At 69.2% G+C, this 14,164-nt stretch carries 9 protein-coding genes; 5 read left to right on the plus strand and 4 right to left on the minus strand.

Annotated elements, in window-relative coordinates:
• Positions 1–80: 80 nt before the first annotated feature.
• Both QZ814_RS10825 and QZ814_RS10830 read right to left on the minus strand, forming a co-directional pair.
• A complete protein-coding gene (locus QZ814_RS10825) occupies positions 81–1,259 on the minus strand; it encodes a PAS domain-containing sensor histidine kinase (protein ID WP_294331865.1) in 1,179 nt (392 codons plus the stop codon).
• Positions 1,249–2,493, minus strand: a complete 1,245-nt coding sequence (locus QZ814_RS10830; protein ID WP_294331868.1) for a response regulator — start codon at positions 2,491–2,493, stop codon at positions 1,249–1,251. Before QZ814_RS10830 ends, QZ814_RS10825 begins: the two co-directional genes overlap by 11 nt.
• A 139-nt stretch (positions 2,494–2,632) precedes the next feature.
• Here QZ814_RS10830 and QZ814_RS10835 point away from each other — a divergent pair, with 139 nt between their 5' ends.
• The 5 genes from QZ814_RS10835 to QZ814_RS10855 all read left to right on the plus strand — a co-directional run bounded on the left by QZ814_RS10835 (position 2,633) and on the right by QZ814_RS10855 (position 11,777).
• Positions 2,633–3,916: an HlyD family efflux transporter periplasmic adaptor subunit gene (locus QZ814_RS10835; RefSeq protein WP_294331871.1), complete on the plus strand. Its 1,284-nt coding sequence runs from the start codon at positions 2,633–2,635 to the stop codon at positions 3,914–3,916.
• Positions 3,917–3,925: 9 nt separating this feature from the next.
• Positions 3,926–4,606, plus strand: a complete 681-nt coding sequence (locus QZ814_RS10840) for an ABC transporter ATP-binding protein (protein WP_294331874.1) — start codon at positions 3,926–3,928, stop codon at positions 4,604–4,606.
• A gap of 94 nt (positions 4,607–4,700) precedes the next feature.
• On the plus strand, positions 4,701–7,112 hold the full coding sequence (locus QZ814_RS10845) for an FtsX-like permease family protein (RefSeq protein WP_294331877.1): 2,412 nt from the start codon (positions 4,701–4,703) through the stop codon (positions 7,110–7,112).
• A gap of 12 nt (positions 7,113–7,124) precedes the next feature.
• Entirely contained in the window at positions 7,125–9,533 is a 2,409-nt protein-coding gene (locus QZ814_RS10850) for an ABC transporter permease (protein ID WP_294331880.1), read from the plus strand.
• 81 nt (positions 9,534–9,614) lie between these two features.
• On the plus strand, positions 9,615–11,777 hold the full coding sequence (locus tag QZ814_RS10855) for a M3 family metallopeptidase (RefSeq protein ID WP_294331882.1): 2,163 nt from the start codon (positions 9,615–9,617) through the stop codon (positions 11,775–11,777).
• A gap of 212 nt (positions 11,778–11,989) precedes the next feature.
• Here QZ814_RS10855 and QZ814_RS10860 read toward each other — a convergent pair whose 3' ends face one another.
• Together QZ814_RS10860 and QZ814_RS10865 are read right to left on the minus strand one after the other, a co-directional pair.
• Positions 11,990–13,003 (minus strand): inorganic phosphate transporter, encoded by a 1,014-nt coding sequence (locus QZ814_RS10860; protein WP_294331884.1) that lies wholly within the window; start codon positions 13,001–13,003, stop codon positions 11,990–11,992.
• Between the two features lie 6 nt (positions 13,004–13,009).
• Entirely contained in the window at positions 13,010–14,071 is a 1,062-nt protein-coding gene (locus QZ814_RS10865) for a DUF47 family protein (protein WP_294332596.1), read from the minus strand.
• Between the last annotated feature and the right edge of the window lie 93 nt (positions 14,072–14,164).

Here is a 14,164-nt window from a genome sequence, read left to right on the forward strand (position 1 = left end):
AGAGGGCAATGGATTCCCGCCTTCGCGGGAATGACGGCGTATTTTGGACTGGCGTTTTCAAGACTGGCGCGGACGCCGCATCACCCCCGCGCGACGATCGGCAGCGTCGCCTCGAAGCGCGCGCCCTCGCCGCCCTCCCCCAGCACCAGATCGCCGCCATGGGCGAGCAGGATCTGCCGGGCGAGCGCCAGGCCTACGCCGGTCCCCTGTGCCTTGGTGGTGAAGAATGGGCGGAAGATCGCCGCCCGATCCGCCGCAGCCACGCCGGGGCCATTGTCCCACACCTGCCACCAGGCGGTATCGGCATCGCGGCCGAGCGCCAGCCCCACCTCTCCGACCTGCCCTGCCACTGCCTCGGCCGCATTCTGGAGCAGTGCCCAGAGCGCCGCGCTCAGTTGGTCGGCATCGCCGTGCAGGCGCACCGGCGGGCCGTCCGCGAAGGCCAGCGGCAGGTCCGGCCAGCGCGTGGCGAACAGCCGAGCGAGATCGCCTGCCACCTCGCGCAGATCCATCGGTGCGAAGACCGGCGCCGGCAGCCGGGCCAGCGAGCGATAGGCCTCGCCGAAGCGCTGCAACCCCGCCGCCCGCCGCGCGACCGTGCCCACCGCGTCGCGCAGCGCCGGCAAAGCGGGCGCTTCGTCCTCCAGCATGTCCGCTGCCGTCCGGCTGAGTGAGGCGATCGGGGTGAGGGCATTGACGATCTCGTGGCTCAGCACCTGCACCAGATCGCGCAGCGTCGCCGCCTCGGCCGCCTTGAGCTCGGCGTCGATGTCGATCAGCGCCGCCAGCCGCGTTTCGCCGCCACCCAGTGCCAGATCGCTGGTGGTGAGCGCATAGCTCCGCCCGTCGATCACCACCGTTGCCGCGCGGCTCGACGCATCGCCGCCGATCGCATCGAGCAGCGGCGCGGGCGGCTCGGCGATCAGGTCGGCCGCGCCGAACAACCGCCGCGCCGCGCGGTTGATCGCATGGAGCCGCCCTTCGCCGTCGAGCGTGACGATCGGCGCGGGCGAGAGATCGAGCAGCGCGGTCAGCCGCCGCTCGCGATGGGCGGGATCGGGTGCGGGCATGGGCGCTGCCACCGGCACCAGTTGCGGTCGTCGCGCCTCGACGATGCCGGTGACCACCCCCCAGAGCGCCGCCAGCGCCGAGACCAGCGCACTCGCATAGAGCCCCGCGCCCCAGGCAACGGCAAACGCCGCGCCGGCGAGCAGCAGCAGTATCCCGCGCAGCAGCGCCGCCCATCCCCTAGAGCCCATATTTCGCCATCCGCCGATAGAGTGCCGCGCGGGTCAGCCCCAGCTCGGCCGCGGCCCGGCTGACATTGAACGCGTGCCGCTTGAGCGCCGCCGCGACCAGCGCCGCCTCGCTGCGATTGAGGTTGAGGTCGGCCCGGATCGCGCGCGGTTCCAGCGCATCCTCGGGCAAGGCTAATCCAAGCGCGGCGACGTCGATCGCCTCGCCACCGCCGAGCAGTACCGCCCGCTCGATTGCCTGGCGCAGGCCGTGCACCCCGTCCGGCCAGGGATCGGCGGCGATGGCCCGCGCGGCCTCGTCGCTCAGCGGACGTAGCGGCTGGCCATGGCGGCCGGCGAACAGCGCGCAGAAATGGCGCGCGAGCTGCAGCGAGTCCCCGCCCCGCCCGGCGAGCGGCGGCAGGTCGATCTCCACGGTGTTGAGCCGGAAGCGCAGATCGTCGGTCAGCGCCGCGCGCGTCCCCGCCCGGTCTCGCCGGCTGGTGGCGAGCACCCGCAGGCCGCCCAGTCGCCGCGCCAGTTCGGGCTGGAGCGCAGGGGCAAGCTGGTCCACCGCCTCGATCAGCAAGGTCGCGCCCTCGGCCGCCGCCACCCGCGCCTCGATCGTCGCCAGATCGGCCACCGCAGCGTCGAGCACCACCAGCGGTCGCTCGGCGCGCGGTGAGGCGCGGTGGAGCATCTGCGCCGCCAGCGTCTTGCCGCTTCCTGCCGGACCGGTGAGCAGTACCGCCGCCTCGGTCGGCCCCACTCGCGCGATCAGCCCGCGCGCTGCCTCGATCGCGGGCGCTTCGCCGAGCAGCAGCAGCGCCTCTTCCCCTGCCAGCGCCGGCGCCGCGCTCAGCTTCGCCCGTCGCAGCGCAACCGCGCGTTCCACCGTCGCGAGCAACCGCTCGTTGCTCCACGGCTTGATCACGAAGTCGCTGGCCCCGCCGCGCATCGCCTGCACCGCCACCGCGATGCCGCTATGGCCGGTGACGACGACCACCACCGCGTTGCGATCGGCGGCGATCAGCCGGTCGAGCATCCGGAACCCCTCCTCCCCGCTCGTCCGCCCGCGCGCGAAATTGAGGTCGAGCAGGATCGCGTCGACCGGACCTTCGGCCAGCCGCACCCAGGCGGCATCCGGATCGGGGGCGCCGAGCACCCGCATCCCCTGCCGCTCCAGCAGCAAGGTCGCCGCGCGAACGATGTCGGGGTCGTCGTCGATGACCAGGATGGTCGGTGATTCGGGTGGCACGCGCTTGACGGCTCCTGGGAAGTGTTCGGAATCGGACACTAGCGTGCACACTGTTCGCGGCGAACACCAGCGCTTTCCAAATAGCTGTTCTACGTCAGCGCCTTAGGCGCAACCAACGCGGTGCCGTACACTGCCGGACATGGACACACCCCTTCCTTCCACCAATGGCGCGGCGATGGACCGGCGGATCGAGCGCCCCCATGCGCGCCGCCGCAAGCTGCTGGTGCGCATCGCGCTCGGCATCGCGGTGGCCGCCGCCGCGCTCGCGCTCTGGTGGTTCCTGCCCAGTTCGGGCAGCCTCGCCGTAGACGCCGCGACGATCCGCATCGCCCCGGTCACCCGCGCTGCCTTCGCCGATTACGTGCCGCTGCGCGCGCAGGTCGCCCCGCTCCAGACCGTATACGTCACCGCCGTCAGCGGCGGCCAGGTCGAGGCGCTGCTCGCCAGCGACGGCCAGTCGGTCGCCGCCGGCACGCCGCTCGCCCGGCTCGCCAACCCGACGCTGGCGCTCGACGTCGCCAGCCGCTCGGCCAATATCGCCGGGCAGCTCAGCTCGATCAGCGGCCAGCGCCTGTCGATCCAGCAGAGCCGCGAGCAGACCGAGCGCGACATCGCCTCGGCCCGCAACGAACTCGCCAAGGCCGAGGCGCTGCTCCGCCAGAAGCAGATCCTGTTCGACAAGCAGATCGTCACCGCCGCCGCCGTCACGCCGCTGCGCGACGAAGTGGCGTATCAGCGCGCGCGCCTCACTGCGCTCACCCGCAGCGCCGCCGAAGCCGGCAAGATGCTCGCCGACCAGTCCTCGGGCGTCGATGCCACCGCCGGCGAACTGCGCGAGAGCCTCGCCATGACCCGCGCCGGCCTGTCCGCGCTGATGGTGCGGGCCCCCGTCGCCGGGCGGCTGACCGCCTTCACCCTCCAGCCCGGGCAGATGATCAAGCCCGGCGACACGGTGGGCCAGGTCGATTCCGAACGCGCCTGGAAACTGACGGCAGATGTCGACCAATTCTATCTCGGCCGCGTCCATACCGGCCTCACCGCCGTCGCCGATCTCGATGGCCGCAGTTTCCCGCTCACCGTGATCAAGGTGCTGCCACAAGTCACCGAAGGGCGATTTCGCGTCGAGCTCGGCTTCAAGGCCACGCCGCCCGCGGGCCTCAATCGCGGCCAGACGCTCGACGTGCGCCTCACCCTCGGCGCCGACCAGCCCGCGGTGGTGGCCCCCGCGGGCGGCTGGCTCGATGCCGGCGGCACCACCGCCTTCGTGCTGACCAGCGACAGCCGCGCCGTGCGCCGGGCGATCACCACCGGCCGCCGCAATCCCGATCAGGTCGAAGTCACCAGCGGCCTCGCCCCCGGCGACCGCATCGTGACCACGCCGCTGACCACCTACGCCGCCTACCAGACCCTGCTCCTCCGATAGGAACCCGCCATGATCGAACTCAACGCCATCCACCGCGCCTACCGCTCCGACGAGGTCGAGACCACCGCGCTCGCCGCGATCGACCTCACCGTCGAGGCGGGCGAATTCCTCGCCATCATGGGCCCTTCGGGCTGCGGCAAGTCGACCCTGCTCAATATCCTCGGCACGATCGATCGCCCGACCAGCGGCGCCTATCTGTTCGAGGGCGAGGACATCGCCAAGGTGCCCGAGGCGCAGCTGGCCAAGCTCCGCCGCGATCGGCTGGGCTTCGTGTTCCAGAGCTTCAACCTGATCGACGAGCTGACCATCGCGGAGAATGTCGCGCTGGCGCTCGCCTATCGCACGATGCCCGCGCGCGAGAAGCGCGAGCGGGTGGATGCCGCGATGGACCGGGTCGGCATTGCGCATCGCCGCAACCACCATCCGCACCAGCTCTCCGGCGGCCAGCAGCAGCGCGCCGCGATCGCCCGCGCGATCGTCAGCGAGCCCAGGCTGATCCTCGCGGACGAACCGACCGGCAACCTCGATACCGAGAACGGCGCGCAGGTGATGGACATCCTCACCCGCCTCAACGCCGACGGCGCGACGATCGTGATGGTCACCCACTCGCCGGCCCATGCCGATATCGCCAAGCGCACGGTGCACATGCTCGACGGGCGGATCCTCTCTGCGGTGCGGCGGGCGGCGTGAAACTCGATCGCGCGCTGACGGTGCTGGTGCTGCTGCTCCTCGCCGTCGCCCTGCTCCGCCATTTGTCCCAGACCCGTGAACCGGGAGTGACGCCATGACGTCCGCCCTTACCAGCTTCTATCGCTCGCTGACCTGCCACAAATTGTTCGCAGCCCTCAACATCGGCGGGCTCGCGCTCGGCATCGCGGTGTTCCTGGTGCTGTATCTGTTCGTGCGCTTCGAAACCGGGTTCGACCGGTGGATCCCGGGCGCCGACCGGCTCTACATCATCCAGGAAACCTACCACATGCCGGGCTATCCGGAGACGCCGAACCCCAACACCATGGGGAACGAGCTGCTCCAGCTGCGCGCGGACTATCCGCAGCTGCAGGGCACCCGCATCGCACAGATGGATGCGACGGTGCGCCAGGGCACCTCGAACACGCGCGAGACCATGGCGGCCGTGGATCCCAGCTTCTTCACCCTGATGCCCGTGCCAGTCGTCGCCGGCGACCCCACCCGCACGCTGGCCGATCCGGACGGGCTCGTCATCACCCAGCGCGCCGCGACCAGCTATTTCGGGCTGAAGTCACCGATCGGCCGAACGCTTACCGTGATCGCCAACGGCACGACCTATACCTACCGCGTGGGCGCCGTGATCGCCGACATGCGCAAGGACCAGAGCTACACCGCCGAACTGTTCGTGCCGCTGGTCGCCTCGCGCTTCGCCAACGAATGGTTCGATCATTGGGGCAGCACCTCGCTGGTAACGTTGCTGCGCTTTCCCGATCGTGCCGCTGCCACGCGGTTCGAAGGCGAACTCGCCCGCTTCGCCGATCGCCATGTGTTTGGCGAAGACATCAAGAAGGGCCAATGGGAACAGTCGCTGCGGCCGCTGGTCGACAACCACCTATACGAGGCGTCCGATCGCGCCGTCGTCACCACGCTGGGCGCAGTGGGGGTGCTCACCCTGCTGATCGCGATCGTGAACTATATCAACCTCGCCACCGCGCGCGCCGGATTGCGGGCGCGGGAAGTGGCAGTGCGCAAGGTGCTGGGCGGGACGCGGCACTCGCTGATCCGCCAGTTCATGGCCGAGGCGATGCTGACCGTCGCCCTGTCCGCCGTGATCGGTCTGGCGCTCACCGAAATCGCGCTGCCGCTGGTCAACGCCGCCGGGGGCATGTCGCTGCACCTCACCTATTGGGGCCCGGACAGCGTCCTGCTCCTCCTGGTGCCGCTCGTCCTGCTGGTCGGCCTGATTGCCGGGCTGTATCCGGCGGCGGTGCTGGCCGGCTTCCGCCCCGCTGCGGTACTCGCCGCCGCCCGCGCGCCCGGCGGCGGGCGGGCCGGGGCCCGGGTTCGCGCCGCGCTGGTGGTCGTCCAGTTCGCCGTCGCCATCGCCTTCGCGATCGGGACCACCGTGATGCTCGCCCAGGCGAACCATGTCCGCAACGCCGACCTCGGCTTCCGCCGCGACGGCCTCTATGTCGTGCGCTCGCTCAACAGCGGCTCGATCCTGCCCGAGCAGAAGACCGCGCTGATGCGCGCCTTCGCCGCGCTGCCCGGCGTCAGCAACGTCACGATGGCGGAGAATGCCCCCGGCGATCAGAGCCTCACCAACTTCTCGTCGATGTACCAGCCGGGCATGCAGGGCATCCGCGCGCCCTCGCTGATGCACGTGCGCATCGGCAATCGGTATTTCGACACCTTCGGCGCTCACCTGGTTGCGGGCCGCTTGTTCGATCCCGCCCGGCCGGCCGACGATCGCGCGCTCCGCGAAAAAGGCAGCACCACGCCGGTCAACGTCGTGCTCAATCGCAAGGCCGTCGGCCTGCTCGGCTTCACCAGTCCGCAGGCAGCGATCGGCAAATCGATCGAGGGCGACGGTACCGATATCATCGTCGGCGTGGTCGACGATCTCCGCTTCCGCGGCCCGCGCCAGGCGATTGCCGGGACCCTCTATCTCTACGACACCCGCCCGCTCAACGACGCCTTCATCACGATGCGCTACAGCGGCGATCCGCAGAAGATGGCCGATGCGGTGGAGGCCAGCTGGAAGCGCGTCGTGCCTACCGAACCTTTCGAGGGCCGTACGATCGAGGAAAATCTCTACAAGGCCTATTATGAGGAGGACACGCGGCGGGGTCGCCTGTTCACCATGGGTGCGGTGCTGGCGATCGGGATCGGCTGCATCGGGCTCTATGGCCTCGCCGCCTTCGATACGACCCGGCGGATCAAGGAGATCGGCATCCGCAAGGCGCTCGGCGCCTCCACCCGCGACGTCCTGCAGCTGCTGGTCGCGAAGTTCCTGCGCCCGGTGCTGCTGGCCAACCTGATCGCCTGGCCGATTGCCTGGGTGGCGATGCAGCGCTGGCTGTCGACCTTCGACGACCGGATCGCCCTGTCGCCGGCCTATTTCCTGCTCGCCTCGGCCATCGCCGTGCTGATCGCCATCGCCACGGTGATCGGCCAGTCCTGGCGCGTCGCCCGCGCCGAACCCGCCCGCGCGCTGCGCTACGAATAGGATCGGCACCTCATGCACCGCCTCGCCTGGCTGGCCCTGTATCGCTCGTTCACCCGGCACAAGCTGTTCACGCTCGTCAATGTGGGCGGGCTGGCGCTGGGCGTGGCGGTGTTCCTGATCCTCGCGCTGTTCGTGCGCAACGAAACCGGCTTCGACCATGCCCTGCCCGGCTGGGACCGGACCTGGGTGGTGCAGCGGACCCTGCAGTTCCCCGGCGCGCCCGAGGTCGGCATTCCCAATCGACGGGAGATGCTGGCGGTGCTCCAGGCCGACAATCCCGGCCTGCAGGGCGCCCGGCTGGTCGGCGACGAGGTGGCGCTGCGCCTGGGCGCCGGCAGCGTCGCGGAAAAGATCGCGATGGTCGATCCCGGCTATTTCCGCCTGTTCCCGCTGCCGGTCCTTGCCGGCGATCCGGTGGCGACGCTGCGCACCCCGGACGGCGTGGTCATCACCGAGCGGATCGCGCGGACCTATCTGCCCGGTGGCGACGCGGTCGGCCGCACCTTGCTGCTGATCCGCGGTGGCAAGCCGCAGCCGGTGCGGGTCGGTGCGGTGCTCCGCGACCTGCCCGCCGGCCTTACCTATTCCTTCCCCATCTATGTCCGGCTGCCCGAGAAGACCGAGGTCTTCGGCCTGAAGACCACCGCGCTCACCACCTTTCTCCGCCCGAGGGACGAAGCGGAAGCCGCGCGGTTGCGGCCGCAGATCGCCGATTTCGACCTGCGCCACCCGGACCCGGATTTCAGCGGCCCGCCAAAACTGTTGCGGCTGACCAGCCGCATCTTTCCCCTCGGCGGGCTGCACCTGAAGGAGCCGCGCGACCAGGCGGTGGTCGCGGCGCTGGGGCTGGTCGGCCTGCTCGCCCTGCTGGTGGCGATCGGCAATTATGTGAACCTTGCCACCGCCCGCGCCGGCCTGCGCGCCCGCGAGGTGGCGCTGCGCAAGGTGATGGGCGCCAGCCGCGCGGCGCTGATCGGCCAGTTCCTGATGGAATCGATCGCAACCGTGGCGCTGGCGACGTTGTTCGGGCTCGCGCTGGCCGAACTCGCGCTGCCGATGGTCAATGCGATCGGCGGCACCACCCTCCGGCTCGCCTATTGGGGCGATGCGTCGATCCTGCCGGCATTGCTGCTGCTCGTGGTGGGCGTCGGCCTGGCGGCGGGCCTCTACCCCGCCTTCGTGCTCTCGCGCTTCCAGCCCGCCACGGTGTTCGCCGCGGCCGGAGCGACCGGCGGCGGGCGTGCCGGCCGCCGGCTTCGCGCGACCCTGGTGCTGCTGCAATTCGCCGTCGCCACCGCACTGATGATCGGCACCACCATATTGCTGGCGCAGGACCGCCACCTGCAGACCACCGACCTCGGCTTCCGCCGCGACGGGCTGGTGATGGTACCCGCCTTCGGCGACCAGGGCCTGGACAATGCCCAGCGCCACGATCTCGCCGCCGCGCTGGCGACGATACCGGGGGTGACCGCCGTCACCCAATCCTCGATCGCGGCGGGCGGCGGCAGCTATGGCATCGCGACGATGCACCGCCCCGGCGCGACCGGCACCGACCCCAACGTGGTGCAGGACGATGTGGGGCCGGGCTTCTTCCAGCTGTATGGCGCCCGGCTGCTGGCCGGCCGCTGGCTCGATCCCGCGCGCTTCCGCATCGACGACGCCGCCCGACCGGCCGACCGTTCGGCCATGACCAACATCCTGCTCAACCGCACCGCCGTCCAGCGCCTGGGCTTCGCCAGCCCCGCGGCGGCGATCGGCCGGACGGTGCTCAATGGCGGTCACGAGGTAACCGTGGTCGGCGTGATCGAGGACATGCGGTTCATGGGCCCGCGCTCGCCGGTGGACGCGCAGGCGTACACGCTGCGCTCCCGCGACCTGTTCGCCCCCGTGCTCGCCGCGCGCTATGCCGGCGAGAACGCCCGGCCGGTCCTCGACCGGTTCGAGCAGGTCTGGCGGCGTATTGCCCCGAACGTTCCGTTTCAGGCGCTCACCGTCGATCAACAGCTCTACGAGCAGTTCCAGCGCGCCGATGCCCAGCGCACCCGGCTGTTCACCGCCGGCGCCGCGCTGGCGATACTGATCGGCTGCATCGGCCTGTACGGGCTCGCCGCGTTCGATACCGAGCGGCGGATCAAGGAGATCGGCATCCGCAAGGCGCTGGGCGCCTCGACGCGCGACGTGCTCCAGCTGCTGGTGACGAAATTCCTGCGCCCGGTGCTGCTCGCCAACCTGATCGCCTGGCCGCTCGCCTGGGTGGCGATGCAACGGTGGCTCTCGACGTTCGACGATCGCATCGCGCTGAGCCCGGCCTATTTCCTGCTCGCCTCGGGCCTCGCCGTGCTGATCGCGGTCGCCACGGTGATCGGCCAGTCCTGGCGCGTCGCCCGCGCGGAGCCCGCCCGCGCGCTGCGCTACGAATGAGCGCCGCAAAAGCGGGAGATTATTGACCTTGCCGGCCTGCAGGCGCATCGAACGCGACATAATCTTGCTTGAGGAGCATCCATGCGCCTGTTCGCCACGACGGCCACGATCCTGCTGATGTCCACCACCGCGCTCGCCCAGACCGCGGCGCCGCTGCCGGCCTCCAATCCCTTCGCCAAGGCGAGCACGCTGCCGTTTGAGGCCCCGCCCTTCGATCGCATCACCAGCGCCGACTATGCGCCTGCCCTGCTCGCCGGCATGGCCGAGCAGCGCGCCGAGATCAACGCGATCACCCGCGTGCGCAGCGCGCCGACCTTCGAAAACACGATCGCCGCGCTCGAGCGCTCGGGCCGGCTGCTCGAACGCGCCAACCTCGCCTTTGACGGCGTGGTCGGCGCGAACAGCGACGACACGCTGCTGAAGACCCAGGCCGATCTCGCCCCCGCTTTCGCGGCTCACCAGGATGCGATCGCGCTCGACCCCGCGCTGTTCGCCCGGGTGAAGACGCTGTACGACAAGCGCCAGTCGCTGGGGCTGAACGCCGAGCAGCTCCAGGTGCTCACCCTCACCTATGAGAACATGGTCCGCGCCGGCGCCTTGCTCTCGCCCGCCGACAAGGCGACGCTGACCAAGCTCAACGGCCAGCTCTCGACGCTGGAAACCGCGTTCCAGCAGAAGCTGCTCGCCGCCGCCAAGGCCGGTGCGCTGGTGGTGGACGACAAGGCGAAGCTCGCCGGCCTCTCCGATGCCGAGATCGCCGCTGCCGCCGAGGCCGCCAAGGCCCGCGGGCTGGCCGGCAAGTACGTCCTGCCGCTCCAGAACACGACCCAGCAGCCGCTGCTCGCCACGCTGAAGGACCGCGCGACCCGCGAGGCGCTGTTCAACGCCAGCTGGACCCGTGCGGCGAAGGGCGACGCCAACGACACCCGCGATACGATCGCGCAGATCGCGCTGCTCCGCGCGCAGAAGGCCAAGCTGCTCGGCTTCGCCACCTGGGCGGACTATGTGCTGCAGGACCAGATGGCCAAGACGCCGAAGACCGCGCTCGGCTTCATGCAGCAGCTGGGCACGCCGGTGGCGGCCGAGCAGCGCCGCGAGGCGGGCGAGCTGCAGGCGCAGATCAACGCCACCGGCGGCAATTTCCAGCTCAAGCCCTGGGACTGGGAATATTATTCGGAGCAGGTCCGCAAGGCCAAGTACGACCTCAACCAGGACGAGCTGAAGCCCTATTTCGAGATCAACAAGGTGCTGACCGACGGCGTGTTCTATGCCGCCAACCAGCTCTACGGCCTCACCTTCACCCGCCGCACCGACATTCCGGTCTATCAGCCGGACGTGATGGTCTATGAGGTGCGCGAGGAGAACGGCACGCCCGTCGGCCTGATGTATTTCGATTACTGGAAGCGCGACAACAAGAATGGCGGCGCGTGGATGTCGAACTTCGTCAACCAGGCGAAGCTGCTCGGCACCAAGCCGGTGATCTTCAATATCGGCAACTTCACCAAGCCCGCGCCCGGCCAGCCGGCGCTGATCAGTTTCGACGACGTGACGACGATGTTCCACGAATTCGGCCATGCGCTGCACGGCCTGTTCGCGAACCAGACCTATCCCAGCGTCTCGGGCACCAACACCGCGCGCGACTTTGTCGAGTTCCCCTCGCAGTTCAACGAGCATTGGGCACTCGATCCCAAGGTGCTGCCGCACTATGCGGTGAACTACAAGGACGGCACGGTCATCCCGCAGGCGCTGGTCGACAAGATCAAGCGCGCCGGCACGTTCAACTCGGGCTATGCGTTCGGCGAGGCGCTCGCCGCCGCCGAGATGGACATGAGCTGGCACTCGCTCACCGCCGCCGAGGGCAAGCAGGATGCCGACGCGTTCGAGAAGAAGGCGCTGGCGGCGACTGGGTTGGACGTCACCGACGTGCCGCCGCGCTATCGCTCCAGCTATTTCCTCCACATCTGGGGCAATGGCTATTCGGCGGGCTATTACGCCTATAGCTGGACCAAGATGCTGAGCGCGAACGCGTTCAACTGGTTCCAGCAACATGGCGGCATGACCCGTGCCAACGGCCAGCGCTTCCGCGAGATGATCCTGTCGAAGGGCCATACCGAGGACTATGCCCCGATGTTCCGCGCCTTCAACGGCGCCGATCCGCAGGTCGCACCGCTGCTCAAGGACCTCGGGCTGAACGCCGATGGCTCGCGTATCGCAGAGGAGCCGGAGGCGAAGACGGGCAAGTAATAGGCTGCAACCTGTCGCCGCCCCCGTTGTCACCCCGGCGAAAGCCGGGGTCCATTGGGGTCTCGCTACCGGCTCTTCCAGATACGGAGAGGCGACTGGATCCCGGCTTTCGCCGGGATGACGGGGGTGCGGTTGGATGAGTCCTCGTTCACGACCCTCGCCCTTTTCCGCGCCCGCCCGTCGCCCCTGGCGACGCGGCGGGCGTTGTCGTTTCAGAACAACAGCGTCAGCGCATAGAACAGCGCGCCCACCGCCGCCGAGGCGGGGATGGTGATCACCCAGGCGACGACGACGTTGCTCGCCACGCCCCAGCGCACCGCCGAGGCGCGCCGGGCGGTGCCGGCGCCGACCACCGCGCCGGTGATGGTGTGGGTGGTCGAAACCGGAATGCCCAGCCACGACGCGCCGAACAGGATGATCGAGCCGCTGAACGAGGCGCTGAACCCCTGGTGCTGCGACAGCTTGGTGATGCGCGAGCCCATCGTCTCGATGATCTTCCAGCCGCCGCTCAGCGTGCCCAGCGCGATCGCGACATAGCAGCTGATCGCCACCCAGTGCGGCACCGCGAACTTTCCGTGCAGATAGCCCGTGGAATAGAGCAGCACGGTGATGATCCCCATGGTCTTCTGCGCATCGTTGAGGCCGTGGCTCAGCGAATAGGCGCCCGAGGAAATGAGGTGGAGCACCCGGAACGAGCGTTCCGCCCCGCTCGCGGTCGCGCGGCGGAACAGCCAGCTGGTCACCAGCATGATCGCCATCGCCAGGATCATGCCGAGCGTCGGCGAGAGGACGATGGCGATCAGCGTCTTGTTGAGCCCGGCCCATTTGATGCCGGTGATGCCGGCATGCGCCACGCCCGAGCCGATCATCCCGCCGACCAGCGCATGGCTGGACGAGGACGGGATGCCCTTCAGCCAGGTGACGACGTTCCAGAACATCGCGCCGACCAGCGCGCCGAACACCACGCCCGGCGTGATCAGGTTCTTGTCGATCAGCCCCTGCCCGATCGTCTCCGCCACCTTGTGCAGGCTGGGAAAGGCGATCGTCAGGAAATAGGCGGCGAAGTTGAAGAAGGCGGCGAACGCGACCGCATGGACGGGCTTGAGCAGCCGCGTCGCGACCACGGTGGCGATCGCGTTGGCAGCATCGTGCAGGCCGTTCAGGAAGTCGAACGCGAGTGCGACGAGGATGAGCCCGATCAGCAGCGGCAGGGCGAGTTCGTACATGGTGGATCAGGCGTGATCGATGACGATGCCGTCGATCTCGTTCGCGACATCCTCGAACGCGTCGACGATCCGCTCGAGATGCTTGTACAGCTCGCGCACCACCGCGAATTTGAGCGGATCCTGCGGGCCCAGCTCCTTGTAGGCGCGCTTGAGACCGGCGGCGTGCAGGTCGTCGGCATGGCTTTCCATGCGGACCAGCCGCTCGGTCAGCTCGTGCAGGCGGCGGCCGTTGCGGGCGACGTCACGCAGCAGCGGCATCGCCTCGACGGTGACGCGTGCGGCGTCGACGATGATGCCCGCCATGTCCTTCATCTCGGGCTCGAAGCCGGCGATGTCATACAGGTCGATCGCCCGCACCGTCGCCTGCATCTCGTCGATGGCATCGTCCATCGAGCCGATCAGCGCGGTGATCGCGCCGCGATCGAAGGGGGTGAGGAAGGTGACGCGCACCGTCTGCAGCACCTCGCGGGTGATCTCGTCGGCATCATGCTCGCGCTCGATCACCTCGCGGATATGGTCGCGGTTGCCGTCCTGGAGCAGCCGTGCCAGCGCATCGGCGCCGGCCACCACGGTTGCGGCATGCGCCTCGAACATCTCGAAGAAATTGCCCGTCCTGGGCAGCAGCCGTTGGAACCACGCGAACATATGGGAGACCTTTGATTTCTGGACGACGGTGCCGAGCATGCCGCTGCGCCGCGTCGCCGCTCGGAATTCTGCAGGGGCGAAGGACCGGATGAGCTCGCGCAGGTCCGGCTCCTCCACCGCCTCGGCGGCATCGGCAAGGCTGAACCAGCGGCGCGTGCGCTGCGCCTGTTCCTTCCAGGCGTCGAGCTCGCGGGTGACCGCGAGCGGGAACACCTCGACATCGACCATCAGCGACGCGCCGTTGCGGCGCTTCTTGCGATAGCGATAGGAGCCGAGCGGCGTCGGGCAGATCGCGCCGCACACCCCGGCTTCCTCCTCCGCCTCCTGCATGGCGGCGGCGTGGCTGCTGAGACCCGAACCGGGATTGCCCTTGGGGATCACCCAGCGCCCACTCTCCCGCGAGGTGACGAGCAGGATCTGCATCGGCGCATCGGCCCCGGGGCCGAGGGTTCGGTACGGCAAGGCGGCGATCTGGCGAATGGCGAGCGGCTCCGGTTGAAACTACGCGCGTGGTAC

This window comes from uncultured Sphingomonas sp. (assembly GCF_913777625.1).
Classification (GTDB): Bacteria; Pseudomonadota; Alphaproteobacteria; order Sphingomonadales; family Sphingomonadaceae; genus Sphingomonas.

Coding starts and splice junctions, on each gene's coding strand:
- QZ814_RS10825 (WP_294331865.1), bottom strand. CDS start 1,259: ATGGGCTCTAGGGGATGGGCGGCGCTGCTGCGCGGGATACTGCTGCTG.
- QZ814_RS10835 (WP_294331871.1), top strand. CDS start 2,633: ATGGACACACCCCTTCCTTCCACCAATGGCGCGGCGATGGACCGGCGG.
- QZ814_RS10840 (WP_294331874.1), top strand. CDS start 3,926: ATGATCGAACTCAACGCCATCCACCGCGCCTACCGCTCCGACGAGGTC.
- QZ814_RS10845 (WP_294331877.1), top strand. CDS start 4,701: ATGACGTCCGCCCTTACCAGCTTCTATCGCTCGCTGACCTGCCACAAA.
- QZ814_RS10850 (WP_294331880.1), top strand. CDS start 7,125: ATGCACCGCCTCGCCTGGCTGGCCCTGTATCGCTCGTTCACCCGGCAC.
- QZ814_RS10855 (WP_294331882.1), top strand. CDS start 9,615: ATGCGCCTGTTCGCCACGACGGCCACGATCCTGCTGATGTCCACCACC.
- QZ814_RS10860 (WP_294331884.1), bottom strand. CDS start 13,003: ATGTACGAACTCGCCCTGCCGCTGCTGATCGGGCTCATCCTCGTCGCA.
- QZ814_RS10865 (WP_294332596.1), bottom strand. CDS start 14,071: ATGCAGATCCTGCTCGTCACCTCGCGGGAGAGTGGGCGCTGGGTGATC.